The sequence below is a fragment of the Ginsengibacter hankyongi genome (assembly GCF_008710285.1).
Taxonomy (GTDB): domain Bacteria; phylum Bacteroidota; class Bacteroidia; order Chitinophagales; family Chitinophagaceae; genus Ginsengibacter; species Ginsengibacter hankyongi.
Genome location: NZ_VYQF01000015.1, coordinates 35712 through 60216, shown reverse-complemented (window position 1 = coordinate 60216; position 24505 = coordinate 35712). Strand labels below are relative to the sequence as shown.

The 24505-nt window shown below is 40.0% G+C and carries 16 protein-coding genes; 9 read left to right on the top strand and 7 right to left on the bottom strand.

Going from position 1 to position 24505, the window contains the following annotated elements; genetic code table 11:
* Positions 1-27 precede the first annotated feature (27 nt).
* Together FW778_RS22530 and FW778_RS22525 are read right to left on the bottom strand one after the other, a co-directional pair.
* Complete coding sequence (locus tag FW778_RS22530; protein WP_150417169.1) at positions 28-486, bottom strand: hypothetical protein; 459 nt, start codon at positions 484-486, stop codon at positions 28-30.
* 211 nt (positions 487-697) lie between these two features.
* Positions 698-1150: a hypothetical protein gene (locus FW778_RS22525; RefSeq protein ID WP_150417168.1), complete on the bottom strand. Its 453-nt coding sequence runs from the start codon at positions 1148-1150 to the stop codon at positions 698-700.
* A gap of 553 nt (positions 1151-1703) precedes the next feature.
* On the opposite strand from FW778_RS22525, the gene FW778_RS22520 reads away from it, so the two are divergent.
* From FW778_RS22520 to FW778_RS22500, 5 genes are all read left to right on the top strand, one after another.
* Positions 1704-2219 (top strand): hypothetical protein, encoded by a 516-nt coding sequence (locus FW778_RS22520; RefSeq protein ID WP_150417166.1) that lies wholly within the window; start codon positions 1704-1706, stop codon positions 2217-2219.
* Positions 2220-2575: 356 nt separating this feature from the next.
* A complete protein-coding gene (locus tag FW778_RS22515; RefSeq protein WP_150417165.1) occupies positions 2576-5515 on the top strand; it encodes a SusC/RagA family TonB-linked outer membrane protein in 2940 nt (979 codons plus the stop codon).
* Positions 5516-5528: 13 nt separating this feature from the next.
* Complete coding sequence (locus tag FW778_RS22510; RefSeq protein ID WP_202552445.1) at positions 5529-7088, top strand: RagB/SusD family nutrient uptake outer membrane protein; 1560 nt, start codon at positions 5529-5531, stop codon at positions 7086-7088.
* Between the two features lie 85 nt (positions 7089-7173).
* Positions 7174-10302 (top strand): sensor histidine kinase, encoded by a 3129-nt coding sequence (locus tag FW778_RS22505; RefSeq protein ID WP_202552444.1) that lies wholly within the window; start codon positions 7174-7176, stop codon positions 10300-10302.
* Positions 10295-11035, top strand: coding sequence for a LytR/AlgR family response regulator transcription factor (locus FW778_RS22500; RefSeq protein ID WP_150417161.1), 741 nt, complete (start codon positions 10295-10297; stop codon positions 11033-11035). Before FW778_RS22505 ends, FW778_RS22500 begins: the two co-directional genes overlap by 8 nt.
* Positions 11036-11044: 9 nt before the next feature.
* Here FW778_RS22500 and FW778_RS22495 read toward each other — a convergent pair whose 3' ends face one another.
* On the bottom strand, positions 11045-12454 hold the full coding sequence (locus FW778_RS22495) for a T9SS type B sorting domain-containing protein (protein WP_150417159.1): 1410 nt from the start codon (positions 12452-12454) through the stop codon (positions 11045-11047).
* A 310-nt stretch (positions 12455-12764) separates the two neighbouring features.
* On the opposite strand from FW778_RS22495, the gene FW778_RS22490 reads away from it, so the two are divergent.
* The 3 genes from FW778_RS22490 to FW778_RS22480 all read left to right on the top strand — a co-directional run bounded on the left by FW778_RS22490 (position 12765) and on the right by FW778_RS22480 (position 15733).
* Positions 12765-13661, top strand: a complete 897-nt coding sequence (locus FW778_RS22490) for a dioxygenase family protein (protein WP_150417157.1) — start codon at positions 12765-12767, stop codon at positions 13659-13661.
* A 515-nt stretch (positions 13662-14176) separates the two neighbouring features.
* Positions 14177-14908 (top strand): TPM domain-containing protein, encoded by a 732-nt coding sequence (locus FW778_RS22485; RefSeq protein WP_150417156.1) that lies wholly within the window; start codon positions 14177-14179, stop codon positions 14906-14908.
* Between the two features lie 276 nt (positions 14909-15184).
* Positions 15185-15733, top strand: coding sequence for a hypothetical protein (locus tag FW778_RS22480; protein ID WP_150417154.1), 549 nt, complete (start codon positions 15185-15187; stop codon positions 15731-15733).
* 135 nt (positions 15734-15868) lie between these two features.
* Here FW778_RS22480 and FW778_RS22475 read toward each other — a convergent pair whose 3' ends face one another.
* Both FW778_RS22475 and FW778_RS22470 read right to left on the bottom strand, forming a co-directional pair.
* On the bottom strand, positions 15869-18436 hold the full coding sequence (locus tag FW778_RS22475) for a bifunctional YncE family protein/alkaline phosphatase family protein (protein ID WP_150417152.1): 2568 nt from the start codon (positions 18434-18436) through the stop codon (positions 15869-15871).
* A 347-nt stretch (positions 18437-18783) separates the two neighbouring features.
* Positions 18784-21162, bottom strand: a complete 2379-nt coding sequence (locus FW778_RS22470; RefSeq protein ID WP_150417150.1) for a WD40/YVTN/BNR-like repeat-containing protein — start codon at positions 21160-21162, stop codon at positions 18784-18786.
* 396 nt (positions 21163-21558) lie between these two features.
* On the opposite strand from FW778_RS22470, the gene FW778_RS22465 reads away from it, so the two are divergent.
* Positions 21559-21936, top strand: coding sequence for a transmembrane 220 family protein (locus FW778_RS22465; RefSeq protein ID WP_150417149.1), 378 nt, complete (start codon positions 21559-21561; stop codon positions 21934-21936).
* Positions 21937-22027: 91 nt separating this feature from the next.
* Here the strand turns inward: FW778_RS22465 and FW778_RS22460 are convergent, their stop codons facing one another.
* The gene (locus tag FW778_RS22460) at positions 22028-23053 is read right to left on the bottom strand and encodes a hypothetical protein (protein WP_150417147.1); all 1026 of its coding nucleotides are present in this window, start codon (positions 23051-23053) and stop codon (positions 22028-22030) included.
* Positions 23054-23543: 490 nt separating this feature from the next.
* Complete coding sequence (locus FW778_RS22455; protein ID WP_150417145.1) at positions 23544-24356, bottom strand: 3-keto-disaccharide hydrolase; 813 nt, start codon at positions 24354-24356, stop codon at positions 23544-23546.
* Positions 24357-24505: the final 149 nt, after the last annotated feature.

The window sequence follows — 24505 nt, the reverse complement described above, 5'->3', positions numbered from 1 at the left end:
CAAGTAAAATTGAGGCCGTTGTTTTTGTTAATCGAAGGTGTTAGGATTTATTCTTATTAATGGATCGTATCTATGTTTTTTGCCACTTTTATCTTTCCACTTAATAAAATAGTGTTGCTTACGAGGTTTACGATTATAATTTTCAAGCTGGCCTTCGAAGCCGCCTGCAGTCAATTGAAAAGCCGGCTTCTTTTGAAAGCGATTTTTCCTGAGAAACTTCTGTTTTATCTTTAGAATCGTAATATCAGGATCCTCGTTGTTCCAAATGATAATATCATTATCTACAGCATTAAACTCACTTGCGTCGTCACCTGACTGGTTCTTTAAAATCAGCTTGTTGCTGGCACGCCCGGTAATGTTAATTGTATAAGTCGATGGTATAATTATAGAATCATCGGGCATAATAAAATCGCTTATATAAGAATATGCCCTAACGGAAAAAATAGCAAAAACGATAATCAATACAGGAATTCGAAATGATTTCATAATTCAGTTTTAGGGGTTAATAATATTGAGAAAACTCCTGTGGTGGAAAATAAGCGGGAAGTTTTTCGAGGAAGGATATACGAAAATAGCTGAAAGATTACTGAAATGCAACCCCTTTACATTGAACTTATTTTAAAGCATTAAACTCTGTTGCGGAATTCATCATATAACCCAAAGCTTGTTTATAGTTGACAGGTTTTCGGAATGTCTGTTAGTAGCCTCTGGGGTATATCTGCATCAGCGGGTCATAAGTTTTTGCACTATCCGGCCCGTTAGGTTTCCACTTGATGAAATAAAATTCCTTAACGTAACCTGAGTCCTTAAACTGGGCCTTAACAACACGGTTTACTTTTTCAACCCATGTTCTGGAAAAAAATCTCTTATGCGGTTTACGTTCAGTTATAAATGTGGGTTGAGCCATACTGATCTTATCATCAATATCGGTGATTTTGTGAACTGTTTCGGTTTTGATTCTCCACAGAACTTTGTCATCTTCATGAACTTTAATCGTATCAGCAGAACTGCCGTCTGTCTGCTGGAGTGTCAGCTTCTGCGTGGTTGTGTCTCCAGCCGTTATGTTGATAACATAAGTGGTAGTTTTACATGAAATGATAGAGCTGAGTAAATACAGGCTGAGTAAACCAGCAATGCGGTAGATATTCATAAAAGAAGTTTTTGGAGGTTAAAAAAAAACTTCAAGTGGTAACTAAGCGGGAGACTTTTCCAGGAAGGATATACTAATGTAATTCAAACATTTTTAAAATGCAATACTTTGAGAAATTAATAAACGTAAATAACAGGGAACAATGAGGCAGAGAAACCAGGAAACAACGATTCTCTAACGTACAGCCCTATACGATAAAGCCTGCACCAAATAACATTTTGTACAGTGGCAAAACATAGATTTACCGTACCTTTTTGTAGCCCGTGCTTGACGCATGTATGAAGCTTCAGTTGGAGATTAAAGCCAGCGATTGCTAAACCGGTGAAGAGTTTGAGAACAGAGTGGCCACCATTCGTTTAGCTTCTTAAAATATAATCATATTCCTCAAGGTCTTAATCAGCTATTTATTAACCCAAACATAAATAATTACCCTGCTGATTTCACGGGTTACCCTTTAGATTCATTCAAATACTCATTCACACTAACCTGGAGGAGGTTGCTGTTTTACTTTTATGCAGGCATCAAAAAACATCAACCATAAAAATATACTAAAATGAAACAGTTACTTTCTTCAATCGTAATCTTAGCATTATTTGCAACAGCAAAAAATGCACAGGGACAAACTGAAAATACGCTTGCTTTTAATGACTTAAGAATGGTTACCCTTTCGAATTCAAGTACTTCTAAAATTAACAAGACCAGTGTTAATCTAAAAGCGCTAAAGGATTTCAGTAAATCATTTCATGAAGTTTCAGATGAGAAATGGTTTAAAGTACCAGGCGGCGTTATCGCAAATTTTCTTTCTAAGGGTATTGATTTTCGGATTAAATATGATGAAAATGGCAAACGGTTGTATAAGCTCCTTACTTATGCTGAAGATAACCTTCCTTCTGATGTCAGGTCATTAATAAGGAGCCACTATTATCATTATGAAATTGAGTTCTGCAATGAATACCAGCTTTCAAATTCCACTGTATACGTGGTTAAGATGGATGACGATAAATCAATAAAAACAGTAAAAATCGCCGATGGTGAAATAGAAGTGATAGCAGATAGTAAGCGAAATTAAGTATCAGCATCATAGGCCGGTTAATGTTATCAAATTATAACAAGATAATAAGCGTGTTAATGTTTATGGCCCGAAGTCATAATCAAGTGGTTGCCTTTCCAGGCAACCTTTTTAGCCATCTTTTAAGAAATGCATGGGCTATTAAAATTGGCAATGCAAAGCAAATACAAAACTTGCAAAAGAAAAGATATTTCAGAATGGAGATATCAAATCTTCGAGCGAGGCCTGACTAAATAAAGCTTGTTGAAATAATTGTACGTGATCAAAACATCATTTTCCGAATGAATCGTAAACAGGGCTCGTGAAATTATGAAAGCTCTTATAATTTTCTTAAATTACTATTTCAATTACTTCTTATGAGAAAGAGTGCGTTGTGCTTTTTACTTACGAGGTTATCTTTTTTAACTCTCCTTCTTCTCTTTCTTCTTAGCAATTCCCTTTTCAGCCAAAACACAATCAGGGGGAAAGTTACCGGCAGTGAGGGTAAGCCGCTTGTTGGGGCGACAGTGACGATAGGCAGAGGCGGCAAATCGACGTTAACGGACACGCTCGGAAGATTTTCAATAATAGCCGGCCCGGGTAATGTTATGATTATTTCGTATGTGGGTTACCGTGAGCAGCGAATTATCCCCGGCAATGAGACTGAATTGAATATTTCATTATCAGTCGCTCCCCATAACCTTGATGAAGTTGTTATGATCGGATATGGCACTTCAAAGAAAAAAGACATTACCGGGGCGGTTGGTTCGGTATCAGAAAAAGATTTTAATAAAGGAAATTTTTCTTCGCCGGATCAATTGATACAAGGCAAAGTTTCAGGTGTGCAGATGATCAGCAATAATGGGGTACCAGGAGGCGCTATGACGATAAAGATCAGGGGAAATTCCGCACTAGTGGGTACAGGCCAGCCTTTATTTGTTGTGGATGGAGTTCCTCTGGATAGCAGATCTCTCCAGCCGGGTAATGATCCGCTGAATTTTCTGAATCCTGCAGACATAGCGTCAATAGATATATTAAAAGATGCATCGGCTACGGCGATATATGGATCAAGGGCGGCATACGGAGTGGTAATAATAAATACTAAGAAGGCACAAACCGGCGTAACAAAACTTGATGTTGCTGTTTCTGCAGGGGTGTCCTCCATTTTGAAAAAAATAAAAGTATTAAATGCCTCACAGTACAGGGATGCAATTAAATATTATGGTATTGATCCTTCTTACGACAAAGGTGGAAATGCAGATGGCATGAATGCAGTTTTGCATGATAGCTGGCAACAGAATTATTTTATCGCAGGGAGCGGGGGCACCGAAAATAGTAAATACCGATTTTCAGCCGGCTATTTAAACCAGGATGGGATCATTATCAATACTGGATTTAAAAGGTATAATGCAGGCATTACCTCAAATCTAAAATTCCTTGAAAATAAAAAATTGGGATTGGATATCAACCTGAATTCGAGCCAGTATCTCCAGCATGGTTCTGCTGATCTTAGCTATGGTAATGCTGGCATAATGCAAACTGCTTTACAGTGGAATCCTACAGACTCATTGAGGAACGCCGATGGATCAATAAAGATGGCAGGCGGAGACAATGTTAATCCTGTCGCATTGTCAAAATTTGCAAGACAAACTTTAAAAGTCACTACTGTTTTGGGGAGCCTCTCACCTTATTACAAATTTTCGGATTGGTTAGAATATAAAATATTATTTAGCATTAGTTATAGCTCCGGGATCTCAAGATCTTATATGGACCAGGCGCTTGGCATATACCCTTTTTATCCGCCAGGAGGTAATGCCGGTATTAATAATTATGAGCTTTTAACAGAACAGTTTACTCATACATTGACTTATAATAAAGCAATTGCCCGAAATCTACATTTGAATGCTATTGTGGGATATGAGTATATGAAATTCACTAACCAGGGTTATAGCCTTAGTGGTAACGGTGCCCAGGGAGTTGGGTTCGGAAACTTTGGTTTGAATTACACGAATTATCTTCAGTATTCTGACCCAGGTAGCCGAAGTATAGCTTCTTATATAGATCCTTTGTCTGAATTGCAGTCTTTTTTTGGCAGAACTATCTTTAATTATAAAGACAGGTACCTGTTAACGGCAACTTTCCGGGCTGATGGTTCTACCAAGTTCGGCTCAAATAACAAATACGGGTATTTCCCTTCTTTTGCTTTGGCCTGGAATATTAGCCAGGAGAAATTTTTTAAAGTTGATATTATTAACTCTCTTAAAATCCGCGGTGGGTGGGGTAAAACAGGTAACCAGGAATTTCCACCGGGTTCGGCACAGGCGTTATACGCCTTACAAAACGGCGGCTCCGTTGTTCAATTAAATAACCCTAACCCTGATCTGAAATGGCAATCAGACCAGCAATATAATATTGGTATTGACTTTTCAATATTAAATAACAGGGTTTCGGGAACCGCAGATTATTTTAATAAAAATACAACCAGTTTATTGTTCCCGAGTGCACCAATTCAACCGGCCCCTCCCGGCTCAATCGTTCGATGGATAAACCTCGATGGTCAGATTCATAATAAAGGGTTTGAAGTGTTGGTCAATGGAGATATTGTAAAGAATAAAGAATTCGAATGGAATTTATCTGTGAATGCTACTTTCCTAAAAAATAATGTATCGGGTATGCCAGCTCCAATAGCTACCGCTTTTCTTTCCGGCCCGGTTGAGACCATACGAAACGGACTTCCGATGGAGGCATTTTATACAAGAAAATTTCTAGGGCTTGATAAGTCAACAGGATTTTCCACATACCAGGATAGTGGTACCACATTGCATTATGTAGGAGACCCAAATCCAAAAATGCTCTTAGGGATAAGTACCAGCTTTCGTTATGGAAAATTTTTGCTAACAGCAAATATGTATGGAAGTTATGGACAGGATATTTTTAACAACACACTCATGGCTTTGTTGAATGTTGACGGTATCCAGGGTGGAAATATCGCTTTATCAGTGTACCAAAACCCTGTGAAAGAATCTTTAGCCAATCCCGTGACACCTTCTTCAAGACCTATCCAAAAAGGAAATTATCTGAAAATGAGTAACCTGACGATTTCATACAATATAGGTGATGTGGCAAAGGCTTTTAAGGGAGTCAATATGTATATTACTGCACAGAACCTTTTTATTATAACAAGATATTCCGGATTTGATCCTGAAGTGAATGTGGATGCGGACACAAACCCTGCCGGTGTACCGGGTTTGGGAGTCGATTTCGCCCGTTACCCTTCTTCCACGTCTTTCATTGTTGGGATAAATTTTTCTTTATGATTAAATAAAAGTTATGAAAGGTGGAAGATTAATTTTATTTATGATTTTTTCAACCATACTAATCTATAGTTGCACCAAATTACATGAAACCGCCGGGGGAAATCTTACATCAGTACAGGTAACCAATGATTCCTCTGCTACCGTGTTATTACGGGGTGTTTATAATTCTCTGGAATACCCTTTTACAAGTTATCTGCAAATATTTCCATTGGCAGATATATCAACCGATGAAGCCATTGTTCCTACCAGGGCTAACAATTGGGATGACAATGGTATATGGCGGGATCTTCATCAGCAAAAATGGAATTCAACTAGTTCTATTATACATGATTGTTTCAATAGCCTGAGCGGGATTGTTTTTGCTGCAACGGATTTGCTTCAATATAATCCTACGGCTCAGCAACAAGCCGAAGCAAGATTTCTCCGTGCCTGGGCCATGTATTGGCAAGTGGATCTTTTTGACCAGGTTCCCTACCGTGAACCAGGAGAGAGTGTTGTTAAGGCAGCCAGAGTCCGAAAAGGAATGGAAGCATTGGACTATATTATTAGTGAAATAAATGCTGTAGAACCAAGTTTACCCGATGGCCCTGCAAGTGAAGCGAATAAATATGCAGCAAAAACATTGCTGATGAAATGTTATCTCAATAAGGCAGTTTATATTAACAGGTTAAACCCTGTTTTTGTTGCGGCTGATATGGATACTGTGATTAGCCTGGCGGATGAAATAATAAACAGTGGTCAATATTCATTCAGTAGAAATTATTTTGATAATTTTTCCCCTATTAACGCTAACGCATTGATTGGGAAAGAAAATATTTTTACCCAACAGAGTAATCCTGATGGCAATTACCTGGTGTCTTTTGCGTGGCTGTTTCCTTTGGATTATGCACAAGGTGGGTTTAACGGCTTTTGCACTTTACCGGATTTTTATAACAAATTTGACACGGCAGATAAACGAAGAGGCACTGCTTATTCCTATCCTAATTCACGCCCTAATCCTGGTAACAGGGTAAATGTTGGATTTCTTATAGGTCAGCAGTATGATCTCAATACAGATGATTCACTTTATTCCGGTCTCCTTCCCGTTATTTATACTGCTGATGTGCAGAATATTGAAACGGGCTCAAACCTGGAAATGCCCGGCATAAGGCCGATTAAATATGCCCCGGATTATTTGAATTTTTATCCCCCTTCCCCTGCAACAAATAATTTTGTTTATTTCCGATTGAGCGATGTTTTGCTGATGAAGGCAGAAGCGATCTCACGGGGAGGAATTCCAACTAATGCAGGAATTTATGGGAATACAGCGCTTGCTCTTGTTAATGCCATTCGCACTAATCCATCAAGAGGGGTAAGCGCTTTAACTTCACTAAGTCCTAATGACTTATTAGATGAACGTGGAAGAGAACTGTGGTGGGAAAACTGGAGGCGGCAGGATATGATCCGGTTTGGTAAATTTCTTTTGCCGTTCCAGGAGAAGGATTATATAAGCGATCCAAAGTATTTAATTTTCCCCATTCCAGATGAGCAATTGGCAGTTAATCCAAACCTTGTGCAAAACCCGGGATACTGAATAACAGTTATATAAATTCATATTTAGCAAATTATTTACTCGCATGCAACGGCAACTCCGATTATGTTTATTAATATTTCTTTGTTTGCTTTCAAAAGAAATATTAGCTCAGGAAAAGCCTTTTGCCTTTAATCTTGTAACGGGTAGTAAAGATCTAACGCTTGGAAAAATAACCGGAATTACCCAGGATAAATGGGGCTACATGTGGTTTGTTGATCAAGGCAATAATCAGGTTGAAAGATATGACGGTTACAGGATGAAAATTTTTAAAAATAATCCTTTTGACACCAATTCAATACATTCTTTCGGCCTCGAGAATATTGCAGCAGATTCTTCGGGCAATGTATGGTTACCCGTTTCCGGGGAGGTTGATAAAATAAATTCAGCCACGGGTATTGTTACACATTATAAACTAAAAATTGCGGGGGGCGATGCTATCATTGTAGATCACCTGGGTGTTATTTGGATAGGTGGAAGTGATGGACTTTGCCAGTTTGATCCTAAAACTGGTAAGGCCATTTACTATAGTCATAGTGATAAAGATTCAACAACATTAAGCAATGGCCCGGTAAGAGTGTTATATGAAGATAAAGAAGGAACAATATGGGCTGGCAATGGCTTTCCATTTGTTCCGGATAAAGATGGCGGGCTAAATAAGTTTAATAGGACTACAGGCAAGTTTGTCCGTTACACGCACGATCCCAACAACCCTAAAACGCTTATCAATGATAAAGTGCGTGCTATTCTTGAGGATAGCCACGGTACCTTTTGGGTGGGCACGCAGGGCGACGGCCTGCATATAATGGATAGAAAAACAGGAACATTTGAAAGGCTTACATACGACCCGAAACATCCCGAAAAATTAAGCAGGCCACCTGTAAAAAAAGGAGACTCATCGGACCATATCACATTCATTAAAGAAGATATTTCCGGTAATATTTGGATTGGAACTTATGACGAAGGCATAGAAAGATACGATCCGCTTACAAAAAAGATAACCCATTTTATTGCTGATACAACAAGCGTTAGTGGTTTTCCCGATAGTACCACCTGGACTGCTTTCACTTCACGCGATGGGACTTTATGGATTGCCACTGAAACCAGCAACCTGCTATATCGTGTTGATCCTTTTCGCAAATCAATTACACATATACCCACAGGGGAAACTGCAAACAGTTTTGTTGAAGATAAAAATGGCTATTTATGGGTCGGCACAGAAGGAAACGGCGTCTTTAAATTTGATCAGCATAATAATGTAATAGCCCATTTTATTCACAGCCCATCGGATCCTTTAAGCCCGCCTGAAAATCATACCATGATAAGTGATGCATCTGACGAAGATAAGATTTGGTCGGCAAGTTATAATGGCATCAGGATAATTGATGAGAATACCAATAAACTCTATAAGTTTAGCAGTAATAGCGACTTTTTTAAAGACTCATCACAGTATGGCTTTGTAAGTGTTTTAGAAGATAAAAAGGGAGTAAATTGGTTTGCAACGTGGGGAGGTGGTTTATTAAGATATAATCCTAAAGATGGTTCGGTTAAACAATTTCTTCCAGATCCAAAAGATCCAGCTTCTATTAGTTCAAACAATTTAAATCATCTTTTAGAAGACAGGCAAGGCAGGTTGTGGGTTATTGGAGGTGGCGGTGTAAGCAAGATGGATCGTAAAACAGGGAAGTTTAAAAATTACTTACCTGAAACTTTCATCCCGTCAATTTACCAGGATTCAAAAAACAATATTTGGGCCGGCACTGAAAAAGGTCTATATCTCTACAACGAAAAGAGCGATAGCTTTTCTCCTTTCTTTAGTCTATTTGCAGATATTAGTACCCTCGGTATAGGCGGCATTATTGAAGATGATAATCATAATCTTTGGCTAACTTCTTTTTCTTCAATTATAAAAGTCAATCCATTAACCAAAGAGTGCTTTATCTATGGAGAAAAGTTTGGTATTGGCAAAAATAGCCTTGCTGTTTGGGGAAAATCTTTCAAAAATAAAAAAGGCCAGTTGTGTATTGGTAATGGCGACGGGTTTTCAATATTTTATCCGCAGGAACTCGAAATAAAACGAGACTTTAAAATTTTTCTTACAGATTTTTTTATCAACAGCATTTCCATTGTTCCGGGCATAAGTAACTCAATACAAAAACCAGTTGAAGAGATAAATGATTTAAGCTTAAAGTATAATCAAAACAATTTAGCTTTTAATTTCTCGGCGATGGACTATCGTGATCCGGAAAGCATAAGTTATTATACTATGCTTGAAGGATATGATAACACCTGGAGAAAAGTATTGGATGAAAAAAAGCTTCAGTATTTTAACCTGCCTCAAGGCACGTTTATATGTCACATAAAAGCTTTTGATAAAGACGGGGAACAAGCTGAAAAAACCATAATTATTATTGTTAATCCTCCATGGTGGCAAACCTGGTGGTTCAGGATTTCTGCCATTGTTCTGCTGGCAGCTGTTATCTATTTGGTCATAAGGTGGTGGCTTAGCCGGAAATTCAAATTACAGATTGAGCGCTCCGAAAAAGAAAAGCAATTAGCAGAATTAAATCAGAAAGCAACGGAATTGGAAATGAAGGCCCTCCGCGCCCAAATGAATCCTCATTTTATTTTTAACTCGCTTAATGCTATTAATCGGTTCATACTTCAGAATAATAAAGCGCACGCATCGGAATTCCTGACCAAATTTTCAAGGCTGGTAAGATTGATATTGCAGAATTCCAGCTTTCCGCTGATTCCGCTTGAAGATGAGATAGAGGCACTAGCCCTTTATCTTGAATTAGAAGCCCTCCGGTTTGATTATCATTTTGATTATCAAATAAAGGTTGATAAAGACCTGGATGTTGCTGTTATAAAAATACCACCACTTATCATTCAGCCCTATGCAGAGAATGCCATCTGGCACGGACTGATGCATAAAGAAAGCAAAGGAAACCTGGTAATTGAGTTGTATGATAAAGGTGATTTACTGTATTGCAAAATAACGGACGACGGCGTTGGAAGAAAGAAAGCCGGTGAACTTAAAAGCAAACAGGCTTCCACTCACAAATCTATGGGTATGCAAACAACAGCTAAAAGAATTGAAATGATGCGAGGTAAGACAGAAGGTTCCGCTGTAATAATCAGGGACCTTGTTCTACCAGATGGAACGCCGGGTGGGACCGAGGTAACGCTAAAAATTCCTTTGATATATGATTAAATCTGTAATTATTGATGATGAACTACATTGCCAGGAAACACTCACCCTGTTGTTAAAGGAATATTGCCCGCAGGTGCAGGTGCTACAGCAATGCCGTTCTGCCAAACAAGGATTGGAAGCCATAAACAAGCTGAATCCCCAGATGGTGTTTCTTGATATTGAAATGCCGGTAATGAATGCTTTTGAAATGCTGGAGCAGTTTAACGAAATTTCCTTCGCCATTATTTTTACCACCAGTTACGATCAATATGCTATTAAGGCAATTCGTTTCAGTGCACTCGATTATTTATTAAAACCAATTGAGCCAAATGAATTGATCAGGGCAGTAACCAGGGTGCAGGAGAATCGCCATCTGCCCGACGCTGAACAGTTTCAGATGCTGCTTAAACAAATACATGGAAACACGACCGGGTTTAACAAAGTAGCTGTTCCAACTGCCGAAGGCTTTGAACTGATTTCCTCTGACCAGGTACTGTATTGTGAAGCCAATGATAATTACACTCATTTTTACCTGAAAAATAAGACCAAAATAATTGCCTGTCGTACACTAAAAGAAATTGAAGAACAATTGATGGATTTTAAATTCTTCGTCCGTGTACATAATTCTTTTATGGTTAATTTAAATGAAGTCACAAAATATGTTCGTGGTGAAGGGGGCTACCTTGTTATGAGCAATAATTCCAGTATCAGTGTTTCCCGTAGCCGCAAAGATTCTTTGCTGAAATTCTTCTGAAAAATTATTTCAGCGTATAAGCGTTACCGTTCCCTTTAATACTTTATTGCTATTCCTGAAGGTGATTATGTAAGCATAAATTCCACCAGGCTGTGGAATTCCATTGATGCTTCCATCCCACGAAACCGTTTCTGATGAAACCCGATACATCAAACCGCCCCAGCGATTGAACACGCTAACTGTTGCGCCAAGGGAACGATCCAGGAAAGGAATTTCCCACCGGTCATTTTTGCCGTCTCCATTCGGCGTAAACGCAGTCGGCACATATATACCGGTAACTACTTTTACGTTTACGCTCTCGGCGTTAGTGCAGCCCGTCAAAGATTGAGCCGACAATATGTAAGTAAAATCTGCAGGTGGAGAAACAACGGGGTTTAGTTGCGTCACATCATTTATGTATTGAGCCGGAGACCATATATACTTTATTTGGTCTCCTTCAGCTTTACCGGACAGCGTACAAGAGGTATTAACAAGCATAATTCTGTCGGGGCCCGCACTCACAAAAGGTTTAGCGTGCACATTTATCATCAGTACATCAGAAGCTATCAGGCACGAACTGATGTTAGCCACACCGGCTTCTATCACCGACAGCCTGTACCAATAATTTCCGGCGGCATACACCGGCTGCGTCCGGTACGTTAGCGACCTGGCTCCGGGAATATTCTCCCATGTGGCGCCTGTATCTGTACTCAACTGCCATTGATATATTGGAGAAATATAGCCCGAAGGAGTAACTGCTGAAAGCGTGTATTCGTAACTGTTAGTATCCGTTTCACAAACATTAATCGTGTCATTGACCGACCCCACAATGCTTGCTGAAATCCTGGCGCCACAAGGGCGAAATGTAATATCATCAAGCGCAAGGTCATTGCCTATTCCGCCCGGCGCTTTATTGGTAATGCGCAACACGATAACAGGATTATCCGGCGGAGTTGTAAAAGAGAAACCATATTCCTTCCATTCCGGCGTGTCAGTTACATGGATGTCCCCCGTGTCAAAGGACTGCAGGACGATTCCACCCGGTGTTTCAACAGTGAAGACCAACTCGGGAAGAATGGTAGCAAGGGACTTCATAACGTTCATAATCCATGCGGAAAATTCGTACGTGGTATTCGGACAGAGGTTAGTGACCGTTGTTAAAAAGAAATCACCGGGCGTGTAGGATGCGTTTACCAGCATGAAAGCTCCGTTGCCCGTATGATCAGTTAACACAGTATGCCAAACCCCATTGAAGCAACCAGAAGTTGTTTTTGTAATAGTATAATATCCATCATTAGGGCAGTTGGAGGGTGTATAAGTATAACTGCCTGACGGCACATAGAGGCTGCTGCCTGCTGCAGTGCCGAACGTTATATTCACTACAGGGTCTCCAAAGCTTCCATTACATAATTGCGCCTGTGCCGGCCAAGTAAGAACCATGAAGATTAATGTCGACACAAACAGTGAAGAAGGAAGATGTTTAAAAATACCGGTGCCTTGCACTAGCAAATAGTTTGACTAAATATAGGCCAATTTTTATCGAAAATAGCTTTGGTAATAAAATCCATGATAAGCATGTCGCTGGCCATGATAATAAGCATGCTGCACCTGGACGGGGTCTGAATTGAGACATTGCCTGAGCAACAATTCCTACTTTGCAAAATTCAATAAACAACGTATCTTGTATTATTGCTAAGAATGAATTAACATTTATAGGAACCATAATTTTCTTTACAACTAATTTAATCTTATGCAACGCAGATCTTTCATCAGGAACACAACCCTTGGCGCAATAGCAGTAAGCACGTCGGGTTTTATATTTTTTAACGGTAAACAATATGTGGGTGATTGTGAAACTACCTCAGATATACTGGGACCCTATTATCGCCCCAATAGTCCCATCCGCAATAACTTTATTATAAAAGGTGAAAAGGGTACCCCGGTAGAATTAAGTGGTATCATAAAACACGATGACTGCACAACGCCTTACAAAAAAGCAAAAGTGGAGTTATGGCATTGCAGCGGTTCGGGTGAATATGATAATACATCCGATGAATACCGCTACCGCGGCACGACCTTCACAGATGATAAGGGAAATTATTCTTTCAATACCATTCTTCCGGTGCCCTACCTCGCTGCTCCTGATTATTGGCGGCCTGCACATTTCCATTTAATGATTACTGCCGAAGGTTACCAACCTTTGGTAACACAATTATATTTTTCAGGCGACACTCATATTTCCGGTGACCCTTATGCAGCTTCTCCCAACTCAAAGAGAAGAATTCTGGATGTGCAAACGAAACCAGACGGATCAAAACGAGTATCCTTTGACGTTAGTATGGCTGTTAAACTGGCTGTTGAACCAGCAGCAATAGATAAGCTGGCAGGCACTTACGCCAATGAAAAAGATTCAAAAGATATCAGTGAACTATTTGTAAAAGATAAATTATTATGGATTAAGAATAGTGTGTTTGGTGAGGACCTCGAATATGTTGGCAATAATTTATTTCATTACCCGGGCCTGCCAGCAGGTATGGTTGGTACGTTACTTTTTGAAATGTCTGCCGGTGGTGGTATTAAATACACTTCAACTTTCTCAGATGAGAAGGGAGCGATGCAAACTGCTGTTTATATAAAAACAAAATAAGGCATTATTCATAATGGACGTAATGGCTTCAATCTATTGACGCAATGTACTGTACACTAAATTGGCTGTTAACGGCCATTCTATTTAATTTAAATGAATTCCCCGCAACAAACAGATACCAACAAAACCGGCCACCGGAAATGGGGCTGGTCATGGTAATTGGCATATAAGCACTACGCCAATTCGGAGGGATGGAAAATCTTAGCCACTACCATCTATAACTGTCGGAATATTGTATTATGAACTAAACTTTTTGGTGCAAAAGAGTGTGTATATTTAGAAAATTATAGTCAGGCAAGATTGATAGGTCAAAATATAAATATAGAAATGAATTTACCTATGCCGATAGTTTGTAAAAGACAAATCATAATGACAAAAATCGACCCAAGAACAATTGTAAAAGATGTTGAAGCCAGGACCCGGGTACATATCATTTGAAAGTAACTGAATATCACGAATATGAAAGAAACCAAAAAGAGTTGCCCGTCATCCAAAATTATTTCAACATAACAATTATGCCTAAACGCTATTTAAAATTCATTTTCGTGGTGATATTGCCGGTGCTGTTGAGTGCCTGCAAAACGCACCATTTTGTGGTGGACGATGCCGGTATCCTGGATTCAAAAACACGGGCTGGCCTGGAAAATTTGCTTTCCTCGTATCACAAAAAAACAACCTGTTCCATATATTTATACAGTATAAAAATGTTACCCGAAGGGGAAGATGCAGGTTCTTACACAAAAAATATCGCCAAAGAGCTGGGATTGGAGAAGACCCAGCTCGATAACGACGCAATCATTTTCATTGCGCTGCAGAACAGGCAAATCATTTTCCAGCCGGGATACGGGCTGCAGTTTATTATCGATGCCGGCTTATCCGAATTGGTTGTTCGTGACCTACAGCAATACTTCCGGCAATCGCTTTACAAACAGGGAATTACTGAAGTGGTGAACCAGCTTATTAATCTCACAGAAAAATTATCATGGCATATAAAATCCTATAACGACGAAAACATAAAGGGACAAGCTATAATTGAACTGAAGGATTTTGATATTAAAAGCAGGAATGAAAGCTTTCTCACAGTGGGAGTAAAAAATGCTCCTGATTTAAAATTGTACATAACGAAATATATGACCGCACTCACCGGCGATATTTCTTCCGACCAGGATCACAGCGTTGTCATCTACTTTCGGCCAGTCGCCGGGAAACCCTATGAAGGATATTTAATAAATGTGACAAAGAAATAAACAGGCTGCAAATAAAAGGTGACCGATGTACAATTATTATTTAAAAAAAATAGTCAAGATGCATCAGTATCGTTTCAACATACAGATAAGAAATAATTTCGATTAACTAAATAAGGATGACTCGTCCTAAAAAAAGTTTACAGGTTAAAAGATAAATCCTGCAATAGGTTTACAGGATGATTTTCATTTTTCTTTTCAAAAGCACATACGGACAGCACTATCTTTCAATTTGAAGCTTGCTAAGGTTAGCAGGAACCAAACTCAAAAGCTACCTCGATGTTTTTTGTAACTTGTGGAATGGTAATACCAATATTTATCAAGAATAATTTTTTTGATCTATTCCTTTACTATTTTAAAGGAGCTAAAGTAGTTGCGGCCTTGCATTATATTAAACGTAGTAGGCATAGCACAGGCAGTTATGTTAGACCTGGAGCAATGCATCTTCCAGAAGGTGAAAATTACTTTGACGCAAAGGATATGATAAATATTTGGGAAATTAAAGGCTTTTTCGGTTTGACTTTAAAAAACAACTCAAAGTATTTTGCATATAATCTTCAAATACTAAACCCAGAGGTATTTACCTATTGCGCAAAATTAAAACCATTGACTAGTTTAGCCCCTAACGAATCTATTACGCTCGATGTAAATATTATTCAAAGCTATCATTCCGTTTCTGGCGTTGATGCCGACGCTCAACCAATTATTCCAATAAGTTTAAAAAATTCTATACTTCAAATTCAATACACGAATGAAGCTGGCACAAGATTGAAAACTCTTTTTTTTATCGATAATGAAAAAATTACTAACCAGCATTATTTTGCTTAGATTTCAACTGCTGCAATCCTTAGTGTGCTTGTGACCGTTAGTTGCGCTTGCCGTGATAAATATTTCTGGTACCTCTAAAAATATATTACATAAAATGTACTTAGGACCTAAGCAACAAGGATTACATAAAAATCATCATTTCTCCTCTCGGCCTTTAATTACCGGGTACGGCCTATCATATCCTTTTACCGCATGCCAGATGATACGATTAAAAACATCATCGTCTATCCGGTCTGCATCATCAAGGTCCTGCTCCAGCGATTTTTTGGCCCAATACAATTGAGCGCCCAATAAATTATCTAATGAAGGATTCAGTCGGTCAAGCGGAATATTATTCTTTACAAAATTATAGGGAGTAAAATCCGGTTGGCTGGTAAAACAATCCAGCATGGGTTCCGCCGTAAGATCGAGTTGATTCATTGGCGGAAGGCCAAGGATATTCTCCATCGTCCGCACCATATTTATTTGTGAGTAGTACGTTGAAAGAACTTTCCTGCGCTTTGTGTACGGACTGATAACAAAGTCTACCGTCCGGTGGCCATCTACGTGATCAAGGCCCGCCTGCGGATCGTCTTCGGTTACAAAAATGCAGGTCTCTTTCCAGAACTTGCTATGCGAAATGGCATCTACAATCCGGCCAAGGGCAAGGTCGTTATCAGCCACAGCTGCCTGGGGTGTGGGCCAACCCGGCCTTGTTCCTGAGGTATGGTCGTTGGGTAATTCCATGATGATAAAATTCGGGAGATCATTATTCTTTTCATACCCTTTCAATTCTTTAAGAAATGCCTTTACCCGCGAAGCGTCGGGTACCGTAGTAGTAAATCCTGCGTAGTCAGGGCAGATATACGGATCCAGTTGTTCAAGATTTGCTTTAGCATGGATCCTGATTTTATTTTGCCCGCTTTGCAGGTCTTTATAAATAGCAGGAAATGTAGCGCCCTCAGGTTCGATGATGGTCTTTACAAATTCGCCATAATCGCGGAAGGTCAAACCATGTGCCAGCACATTATCCCAGATAAAACCAGAGCTTGCGTAAGCCAAAGCATCATCGCCATCATAAGGATAACTGCGTGTAAAATCACCAAAAGATTTTTCGAGGTAATCCGTCACGTACGCTTCATCCGTCCATTGGTGCCCGTCGGCGCTTAAAACACCACTGCAATTAAAATTGTCCATCAATACAAACGAAGCTGCCAGGCTATGATGATTGGGCGAAATATGCTTGCCGAATTCTACCAAAGAACTATCTCCGTTAGCCCGAGGCATATCACCCAATACCTGGTCGTAAGTGCGGTTTTCCTTTATGATATAAACAACATGTTTAAATACCGAAGTTTGATTGGGGCTTACCGGCACAGGCACTTTCACCCTGGCACCGTTAGTACGAAGTTTCGTTTTGGCTAACATCTGAACATAAGAATTATTCCGATGTACGATTTGCGTCATGTCAGCAAGCGCTTTCTTACCCGGTACAGGAATGATAGAGATCGTTCCTTCATGGTCATGTGAATTGAAACCGCTGCTGTTTGTTTTTTGGTTCCTCGACCCGATCCCTTTTACGTTGGCAACATATAGCGTGCTGCCGGTGCTATCCATCAATACAGACCCCGGGTACCAGGCAGTTGGTATCAACCCGAGAATGCGTGCCGGGCTTCCGGTTTGTATAACACACAATGCATTTTCAGTTCCGTTAGCTACAAAAAGATATTTCCCGTCGGGCGAAATAGTTAAAGCATTTGGCGCACTGCCAAAAGGAATGTCCTTTTGAAAATGCACGGATATCGTATCAATAATAAGGTCACTTTTTGTATCGATTACCGAAATGAGGTCACTGTTTGCACAGGCAACATACAATTTATCATGAGAAGGACTCAGTACCATTCCGGCCGGATGCAAACCTACTTCAATAGATTTTTCTTCTGTGTTCCTGTCCAGGTCAATAACGGAAATGGTACCGTCATTTGCGATTCCTGTTTTTGGATCTACCAACACCTGCGAGCCGGAAGTATTATAAGTAGATTCAGCTTTGTGAGGCCGGCGGCCGCCCCAGTTGCTTACGTAGGCTTTATGCGGAGTTACCAGTATTACACCGTAAGGAGCTATGCCTACAGGTATTTGAATAATTTCTTTCGGGTCATTTGCAGTAACAACTGCCAGCGAATTGCTTCTTGAAAGCGTGACATAAATTTTGTTTGCTGTTTCATCAAAAGCAATTCCGCCGGGAACAGGATACCCGCCAATGGCAGGTTTGGGCAGCATGATGGAATCGCTCCAATGCATACTATTGTTATCATCCACGGTGGCAATGTCTATTCGATTCGTTGCATTTGTTACGAATACGCGGCGACCGTTAGTTGAAAGACAAATGCCTGTAAAGGAAGCGCCGCTATGTTTATAGGGTAACGATTGCAGAATGGTTTTGTCGTCTACTCTTACGAGATCGAGGGAAGACATGTTTTTTACAAACAATAATTTGCCATCCGGCGAAAGCGCCAGATCAACAGGCCTGCCATGTATATTAACCTGCAAGCCTGCAGGACGAATGAGTTGATTGGAAGGAACGAGGATACTACCATCGGGTTGCGGGCCTACTTGCTTATTTCCAAATGTATTTTTTTTCTGAGCCACCGAAACAGACGAGAAAACGGAGAGGGAAATTAAGATGATGATAAAACGGGCAGTATTAAATTTGAGATAATTCATTTTGTATCATTTATTATTTATTGCAGGTATTGCTGCGCTTAATTACTCAGTTCTGGCGCAGGTCTTCAGACCCGTGCACAAGCGTTACTTAGCATCTCCTATTATAACATATTTCATACAAAATAGCTCTTATTACAATCTTCAATGTAAAACTAAACAATGAACTACCGTGACTACCCTTTCTTTAAATTGCGAATTTATCCTTCAATAAAGATTAGTAACGAATAGTCACAGATCTGTAGACCTGCGCCAGTCTGGGACTTTCCTGCGGATAATGAAAACCGGAATGCATAACAGGGGAATTAATTTGTCATATGCACAAAAGCATATTCCTCTACATTTTTCAATTATTGAACATCGGCATCATCATCATCGGGCTTTTTGATTTTATCTTTTTCATTTACCGGGTTCGCATCCATCACCCAGATACCCCGTCCATGCGTTGAAATAATGATCATGTTATCCCGGGGATGAATGGCAAGGTCGAGAACATATGAAAATGGAAGATTTCCAAGTACTTCCCACTTTTTTCCGCCATCTTTTGTAACAAAAACACCTCCATCAGTTCCTGCATATAATATGTCCTTATTTGCCGGGTCTTCTCTTATAACGTTTACTCCTCCAATCGGGATATTGCCGGAGATATCCTGCCATGTATCACCAAAATCTGTCGATTTCCATATATATACCTGAAAGTCATCATCTCTTTTTCCTGTTTGGGTCATGTAGACGGTTCCGATGTCATACTTTGATGCAACGATCCTTGAAACAAACTTTACAGGTACAGGACCGTTCCTTATTTCACCCCAGGTTTTCCCGCCATCTTTTGTCCTCCAGATTCTTCCGTCATCAGTTCCGGCGTAAAGCAAACCCGAACGCAAAGGTGATTCATCGAGTGCAGAAATCGTTTGATAGCTGATGTCTCCTCTTTTCTTAGGATTGTTGTATGAAAGATCAGGACTAATAAATTCCCAGGTATCTCCCCGGTCTATAGACTTCATAACATATTGCATTCCATGATAAATAATATCAGGATTATGAGGAGAAATGAGTGTTGGGGCAACCCACTGACCACGAAGAGGCGCTTCTCCGGGCATCATTTTTGGCAACAGGTCTTTAATATTTTGCGGGAAGGTGCTGATTGTAGCACGTCTAAGCTTCCCGTAAAACCCACTTGCGTAAATAGTATTATTATCTACCGGATTGACTGCATGAGAACTGCCTTCACCTCCGAGCGTACTCTTGAATTCAACAGGGGATATTTTGTCTCTCCCTTTTCCAAGATCCACCGTTCCATAATAGCTTCCATAGTCCTGCACGGAGCCAAACACCCTGAAGGGAACACTCATGTCGTACGCCAGGTTAAAGAACTGTCCAAGGGGTAAAACATCAATTGGTAATTTCCAGGTAATGCCTTTATCGTACGACATGGCAAGCCCGCCATCATCTACATCTAAAAGATAATTAGAATTGGCAGGATCAATCCATAGCCCATGGTGATCTGAATGAGGCCCCTCCAGCGACTTAAAGGTCTTCCCTCCATCTGTTGACTGGTTTAGGCTCAAACCCATTGTATATACCGTATTTTCATCCTGGGGGTCCACTCTTATTTGTCCGAAAACCCATCCATAAGTTCCTGAATGTTTCTGCATAAATTTCTTTTGATCAGGGGTTAAACCGCTGACCTGTTTCCATGTGGTTCCGGCATCATCTGTCCTGTAAACTGTGGCTCCCTTAATAATACCTGTTGATTTCTCCCGCCCGTATGCATCTAATTCCCCGGGGTTGGCTTTTACGGCAACCTCATAGTTATCAACATAAGCATATAGTACTTTAGGATTCGATTGAGCAATATCTATACCTATGCGACCCCTTTTATTGGCATCGGGTAAACCCTCATTTATTTTTTTCCATGTTTTCCCGCCGTCCGTTGATTTCCAAATGCCATCGTTCGTGGTGGTTTCATAGGTCCTCGGGTCACTCCATTTTTGACGCATGCGTTCCCATGTGGTACAATAAATAACATCCGGATCTTTAGGGTCCAGTACGAGATCATAAACGCCCGTATTTGAATTGATATAGAGAATTTTTGTCCAGGATTTACCTCCATCGGTGGTCTTAAATAATCCACGGTCCTCATTTGGTGTCCATTCATGTCCGGTTGCTGCAACATAAACAATATTAGTGTTTTGCGGATTTATTCTTATGCGTCCGATAGTAAAAGTATTTTCAAGGCCCATTAAACTCCAGCTCTTTCCTCCGTCAGTTGTCTTAAACACACCGCAACCCGCATTAGAGCTTCTGAGAATATTTGCTTCGCCTGTGCCTGCCCAGACCACATCCGGGTTTACGGGATCTATAGCAATGTCTCCTATTGAAGCCGTTGGCATCCCTTCAAAAACAGGTTGGAATGTAGTTCCTTCATTAGTCGATTTCCATAATCCACCAACAGCGGAACCGACCCAAATGGTATAATTTTTTCCCCGCGGTGAAACTGCTTCTACGTCGGTACATCGGCCACTTATATTTGTCGGCCCTATAAATTGCCATTTATCATTCTTATAAGGCGATGTTTCAAGCATCTGAGTCTGATTCCTGAAAAGGGCATCCTTCTCCTTTCCGCTTAATAATGGACTTTTTACCTGTGAGCTGAGATTCAGAGAAAAAAGAATTAAAGTTGAGAAGAGAATCAGAAATCTGTGTGGGTAAATTTTGCAGGTATTCATATTTTCTTGTTTAAATTTAAGAGGACATCAAAAAATTCATTTGAAAAACTGTTGATTTAATAAAAATCGCAGAATCCGTTAACCGTTTTATTTAAATCGAAGTCAATTTATGATATTTTTATTCAAAATGCCGTTTTCCTTGCCGTTGTCTTTAGGGTGACCGGGAAGAACGCTTCCAAACTTACACCTGGGAAATTTGATATATGCCTGGACTAGTGCGGCGATGCATAGACGAACTTCCAATGAAAGGAGATCCAGACCTCGAATAGAAACTTCCTGGTTTGTGCTAACTTAATGACATTGCCCGCTGAGACAATAATTACGCTGCGTTTTTCAGCAGCGCTTTTATATTAGTTGGAAAATCCTGATATTTATGCACCGCTAATTATTTGCATCATGAAAATCTTCAACATCTTCTTTTGCGTTGTGTTTATAGTGTTTGCTGCGCTTCAATACAATGATCCGGATCCTTACGTATGGATGCCAATATATTTGTATACTGCGGCGTTGTGCTGGCTTGCATATAGGAATAAATTTTTTCCCGGTGCCTATTTAACAGGTGTTGCAGTTTATGCAGTATATGCATTATATAAAGTGTTTGACACAAATGGTTTAATAGATTGGATCACGAAACACCATGCCCAGGATATTGCAAATACCATGAAAGCTGAAACGCCCTGGGTAGAAGAAACACGGGAATTTTTTGGACTTGTTATTTTAATTGTTGTACTCCTTATTGATTATGTGTATGCAAGAAGGAAAATAAAAAAATAAACTACGGCTGTTGCATCCCTTCCATGGCGTTCGGGGAAACTGCTTTATTTTAAAAGACTTGTTAGTGGGAAACCCCGCTGAGACAGTAAGGTCAGTTTTCAATAAAAATGGAAGTAGCGCTTGAAGAAACGGTGCCTTGGGTTAAGGCTTTCATTACTCCATTCTTCCAATAAACCGCAGTTGGTATCTGAAATGGCGCAACTGTGTCTCCAACTACATACACATCCTCTCCTGATAATGCAATAGCCTTTGCATCAGAAGGTGCATTTGATAAAATGATCGATTTACCATTTTTCCAATATGTTGCTCTTGAATTAAAATTTACGGTGCTTTGTCCGCTAACATATACATCGCCGTTTTCGGCAATAGCTATTCCGGAGGCATGAATTCCATTTTCTAAATGCATTGCGATCCCGTTTTTCCAGTAAACACTCTCCAAACCGGTGTAAGAAGTGGCTGTATCCCCGGTAACATATACATCTTGCCCCGAAACGGCAATTCCGAAAGCATAGCCAGTATTAGCTCCTAAAGCGGTTAAATAAACGGGATTGCCATTTTTCCAGTAGGCAGCTTTACCAGCACCTGATCCGGATATATAAACATCATTTCCCGATACAGTGATGCCTGTTGAAAGATTGCAAGTGGGCAAATAAACGGGAACATTATTTTTCCAAAAGGTGCCATAACTGTTAAGATTGCTTGGATAGTCATGTACACTATCCCCCGCTACGTACACATCGCCGCCAGTTATAAATATTGATTTAGGATTGAGATTTACTGCATTTAGTATGGGTTGAAGTGCCTGGTTTTTCCAAAACAGACCGTTACCCCTATTAGAGCCAGCCACATATATATCACTTCCATTAGTGAATATAGCATTAGCTTGGGGGTATGCTCCCGATCCCTGACTATTTGGGAGATTTACCGGTGAATCATTCTTCCAATATGTTGCTGTATAGCTACCCGTTTGACTGATCGTATAGCCCGCGATATAAACATTGTGTGAAGAACCCGGGATTGTTTTGTTAGAGCCGTTCTTCTTACAGGATAATGGGATGGCTGCACTCATAAGGCATAAAGCTACTGCGAGTTTAAGAGGTATATTTTTCGGCAACATAAGTATCAGTTTAATAGGAATTCCATATAGGTCGGCATCCACAGAACGATGTCTTAATAAATGTAATTTAAATTTAAAATAAATAGTTCTTTAATATCATAGTGAGCATCTGATTGGCTAATATAATACCAATTAACTTTTGAAACAATAATTCGGTAGTTCAACGGTTTTTAAATCGCGGTGTGTTGCGCTTCGGTACTCGAAACAATAGTCTTCCCTTACTCCAAATTTTATTGTCCCGGCGTGGCTACACAGCAGAGAGTCTTAAACCTCTATGACCTCCCGTGTAACCCCGACGCATAAACGAACTTCGAATGATAGGAAGCTTAGGCTTCGAACGTGTGCAAATTCTCCCGGCAGCGGGTTTCACGGAAACTGCTTTATTTTAAAGGATTTGTTAGTGGGAAACCCCGCTGAGACAGTAAGGTCACCGTGTCAATATAGAGTATCTCCCATTCTTAATTCAATCAACTAAAGGTGATACATTATATTATTTCAATTCCCGCACCCAAATATTACGATAGCTTACAGGATCACCATGATCTTGCAATTTGATCGGTTCAGGTCCATGATATACATACTCATGCTTGCCAAGATAGGCAGTCTCCCCTAATAATTCATAATCATTTTGGACCAGCACCCCGTTAAAAAAAACAGTCACCTTAGCACGGGTCTTCACTGTAGAATCTATATTAAACGTTGGCGCTTTCCAAACTATATCATAAACATTCCATTCGCCAGCTTTGCGTGCCGGGTTTACTAACGGGATGGATTCTTTATAGGCACTGCCTACCATTCCGTTGACATAAGTTTTATTTTCATTATTGTACCCATCAAGTACCTGGATCTCATATCCCCCGGCTTTTCCATTTGTTGCAGCCAGAAATACTCCACTATTGCCCCGTCCCTGTCCCGAGCCGGTAATATTTGAGGGTATAAGAAACTCTATATGAAGTTGATAGTTAGTAAAACTTCTCTTTGTCTGGATATCACCAGCAACCTTGTTAACTGTAAAAACCCCATCAGAAACAATCCATTTTGCCGCAGAGCCATCTTTTGAAGATACCCATTGATCCAGATTCTTTCCATCAAATAGAATGATAGCATCAGATGGAGGATCTCTGAAATCTTTTCCGGGTGTAACTACTTCCGGCAGGGGTCCCCATACTTCCGTGTCAGCGGGATTGCCTTTTTGATGAGATTTTTGAGCAGTGGCAGACTTTAGGGCATCAGGAGTTTGAGCATTAACAACTAATGCACTTCCAGCGAAAAAAAAAGCTACTATACATCCTAAATTTTTCATGATTTTGAATTTTAAATTTTGTTTATATTTTATATTATTATTCCCTTGCTGTAGTCTCCGCCTGGCCTTAGACTTGCTCCCCTTCGCGAATATAAGCAATTGCTTTGCAATATTTTGCTCATTGATTTATTGGCACACATACAAGGGAA